This window comes from Ureibacillus suwonensis (genome assembly GCF_042655065.1).
GTDB classification, from domain to species: domain Bacteria; phylum Bacillota; class Bacilli; order Bacillales_A; family Planococcaceae; genus Ureibacillus; species Ureibacillus suwonensis.
In genome coordinates this window covers 1-3,281 of sequence record NZ_JBHSNQ010000139.1, presented here as the reverse complement: position 1 = coordinate 3,281, position 3,281 = coordinate 1, and the positions used below count along the sequence as shown (strand labels likewise).

General features: G+C 44.0%; 3 protein-coding genes. All 3 read left to right on the top strand.

Annotated features, from left to right (window positions below; genetic code table 11):
• The first annotated feature begins 201 nt into the window (after window positions 1-201).
• Window positions 202-399 carry a hypothetical protein gene (locus ACFPOH_RS11325; protein WP_390309712.1) on the top strand — a complete coding sequence of 66 codons (198 nt, stop codon included), beginning with the start codon at window positions 202-204 and terminating at the stop codon, window positions 397-399.
• Window positions 400-588: 189 nt separating this feature from the next.
• Complete coding sequence (locus ACFPOH_RS11320) at window positions 589-930, top strand: ArsR/SmtB family transcription factor (RefSeq protein ID WP_208652121.1); 342 nt, start codon at window positions 589-591, stop codon at window positions 928-930.
• Window positions 923-3,046 carry a heavy metal translocating P-type ATPase gene (locus tag ACFPOH_RS11315; protein WP_390309710.1) on the top strand — a complete coding sequence of 708 codons (2,124 nt, stop codon included), beginning with the start codon at window positions 923-925 and terminating at the stop codon, window positions 3,044-3,046. The genes ACFPOH_RS11320 and ACFPOH_RS11315 overlap by 8 nt, the downstream gene beginning before the upstream one ends.
• The last annotated feature ends 235 nt before the right edge of the window (window positions 3,047-3,281 follow it).

The window sequence follows — 3,281 nt, the reverse complement described above, 5'->3', positions numbered from 1 at the left end:
GAAATACACGGCCAACAAAGATCAACTGACCAAAAATAATGGAGAGAAATGGAAAAAGGAGAATTTGAGTTGGCTCAAATTCTCCTTTTTCCTATTTTGAAGCTAGTTTTGTCCCAGCCTCTTTTTTATTGTAAAATTTTACATATAACGCTATGGGAAAGCTCCATATTGTAGAAGAAGTGATTCAAAGGGGATGGAAGAATGTTGATCAATTTATTGGATGGTTTGGCCCTATTCTTTTATTGGACCTGGTTTGCATGGCCCTTTGTTTTTGTGTTTTCCCTCGTTTATTCCATTGCCAGTTTTGTGAAGGATGAACGGGCTTCCGCAATACCGGTGTTCATAGCAGGTTTCTCTTTATTGATGTTGTTATCGCCTTTGATAGCATTTACTGATTGATGGGGGCAGATAGGCAAAATCCGTGCATCATGTATGGGATGTACGGTTTTTTTTATTCAATCCAACTTGCAAAACATTCAAACATTCATTTGAATATAACGCAAGAATATCTTAAACTAATATTCAAACATATATTTGAATGTTGGAGGGGTGAAGCCGTTGCCGGAAGAAATCAGCATTTGTGAAGTGATGTATGTCGATGAAGAAAAAGTGGCGAGAATTCAAAATCAATTAGCCCATCAAAACCCTCTGGAAGTGGCGAAACTTTTTAAAGCATTGGCGGATGAAACACGAATCAAAATCGCTTATGCCTTGGCATTGGAAGATGAGCTGTGCGTTTGCGACGTTGCCAATGTTATTAACGCATCCACTGCAACCGCGTCCCACCATTTGAGATTATTAAAAAATTTGGGGCTTGCAAAGATGAGGAAAGAAGGGAAATTTGTTTATTATTCCTTGACGGATGAATGTGTGAAGCGATTGATTGAAATCGCCTTCCATCATCAACAAGAGGTGGCAATAGATGAGTGAAATGAAACAGATTTATCGTGTAGAGGGTTTTACATGTGCGAATTGCGCAGGGAAATTCGAGCAGAACGTGAAGACATTGCCGGGTGTGCAGGATGCGAAAGTGAATTTTGGCGCATCGAAAATTACCGTTGTTGGGCATGCGACAGTGGAAGAACTGGAAAAAGCGGGGGCTTTTGAAAACTTAAAAGTCTATCCGGAAAAACGGGCGGAAAAGCATCCGGAAACGGGGCGTAAAAAACAAGTATCTTTTTTTGAAAAACATCATCCGTTATTATACTCCGGCCTGTTGATCGCGCTAGGAGCAATTTCCATATTCATCAATGGGGAAGAGAATCTAATCACCGCATTATTATTTATTTCTTCCATCCTCATTGGCGGCTTTTCGTTGTTGAAGACCGGGCTCAATAATTTAATCCGTCTCGATTTCGATATGCGGACACTGATGACGATTGCCATCATCGGGGCAACGATCATCGGGGAATGGGCGGAAGCGGCGGTGGTGGTCGTTTTATTTGCCATCAGCGAAGCCCTTGAGCGCCATTCGATGGACAAAGCGAGAAAATCAATTAAATCATTAATGGAAATTGCACCGAATGAAGCGACTGTTTATCGAAATGGGAAAGAGACGGTTGTTCCCGTTGAAGAAGTGGTGATTGGCGACATCATGATTGTAAAGCCCGGGCAGAAAGTGGCAATGGATGGCATTGTCATAAAGGGGTCTTCTTCCGTCAACGAAGCCGCCATCACCGGAGAATCGATTCCGGCGGCAAAACAGCCAGGAGATGAAGTGTTTGCGGGAACGTTGAATGAAGAAGGACATTTGGAAGTCAAAGTGACAAAATATGTGGAAGATACGACGATTTCCAAAATTATTGAACTCGTAGAAGAAGCCCAGGCGGAACGGGCCCCTGCACAAACGTTTGTCGATCAATTTGCCAAATATTACACACCGGCGATTATGGCTGTTGCATTTCTTGTTGCGATTGTGCCGCCGTTACTTTGGGGTGGCGATTGGATGGATTGGGTATATCAAGGATTGTCCGTATTGGTTGTCGGATGCCCGTGTGCCCTTGTTATTTCAACACCGATTTCCATTGTTTCGGCCATTGGCTCCGCAGCGAAAAAAGGAGTGCTGATTAAGGGCGGCATTTATTTGGAAGAATTGGGGTCCTTGAAAGCAATCGCCTTTGATAAAACAGGGACGTTGACAAAGGGGGCGCCTGTGGTCACGGATTTTATCATGTTGAGTGATAAAATCCATGAGAAAGAAGCGCTGTCGATTGCCTGCGCTTTGGAAGAACGTTCGAATCATCCGATTGCCCGTGCGTTCGTCAAGAAAGCGGAAGAGCTTGGAGTGGAACCTCTTAATCATGATATAGAGAATTTCAAGGCCATCACCGGAAAAGGTGTTCAAGGGACGATAGCCGGAACAACGTATTCCATCGGCAGCCCTGTTTGGTTTGCCGGCCGGGTGACGGAAGAGATTGAAAAGAAAGTGGCATCCCTTCAAAACGATGGGAAAACGGTAATATTATTCGGCACGGAAAAGGAGATTTATGCAATTTTTGCCGCTCTTGATGAAGTGCGCCATTCCAGCAAAGAAGTTGTTCGTAAGCTCCATGAAATGGGTATCCAAAAGACGCTGATGCTCACGGGAGACAATGCAAAGACAGCCGCAGCCATCGGAAGGGCGGTCGGCATTTCAGAAGTGAAGGCGGAATTGTTGCCAGAGGAGAAATTGGAGCATGTAAAAGGATTGGGCAAAGCATACGGCAAGGTGGCGATGGTTGGAGACGGGGTCAATGATGCCCCTGCTTTGGCAGCATCCACAGTGGGAATCGCCATGGGCAGCGCAGGTTCGGATACAGCTTTGGAAACGGCCGATGTGGCGCTGATGGCCGATGATTTGGGGAAACTTCCTTTTGCCATCAAGCTTAGCCGGAAAACATTGGCCGTAATCAAGGCAAATATTGCATTTGCATTGGGCGTGAAGCTTCTCGCTTTGCTGCTGGTGGTGCCTGGCTGGCTGACTTTATGGATTGCGATTTTTTCGGATATGGGCGCAACGCTTTTAGTATCCTTGAATAGTATGAGATTATTGAGAGTAAAAGAATGACTTGAAACCATCAGCAGGGGATTCTTGCTGATGGTTTTTCTTGTAGAATTACATTTTGAAGGTTGATAGTATTTCATTCCATAAACGAATGAAAAAAGCGCCTTTGTTGATGATGTATAAAAGTTTGTGTAAAGCATTTTGCTAGGCAAAAAGAAAAAAGGTAGGGTATTCTCTGATTTGGACCAAAAATCTTAGAGAAAGGAGTACCCTACCTATGTCTAAAAGAAGTATACCG

Coding starts and splice junctions, on each gene's coding strand:
- ACFPOH_RS11320 (WP_208652121.1), top strand. CDS start 589: ATGTATGTCGATGAAGAAAAAGTGGCGAGAATTCAAAATCAATTAGCC.
- ACFPOH_RS11325 (WP_390309712.1), top strand. CDS start 202: ATGTTGATCAATTTATTGGATGGTTTGGCCCTATTCTTTTATTGGACC.
- ACFPOH_RS11315 (WP_390309710.1), top strand. CDS start 923: ATGAGTGAAATGAAACAGATTTATCGTGTAGAGGGTTTTACATGTGCG.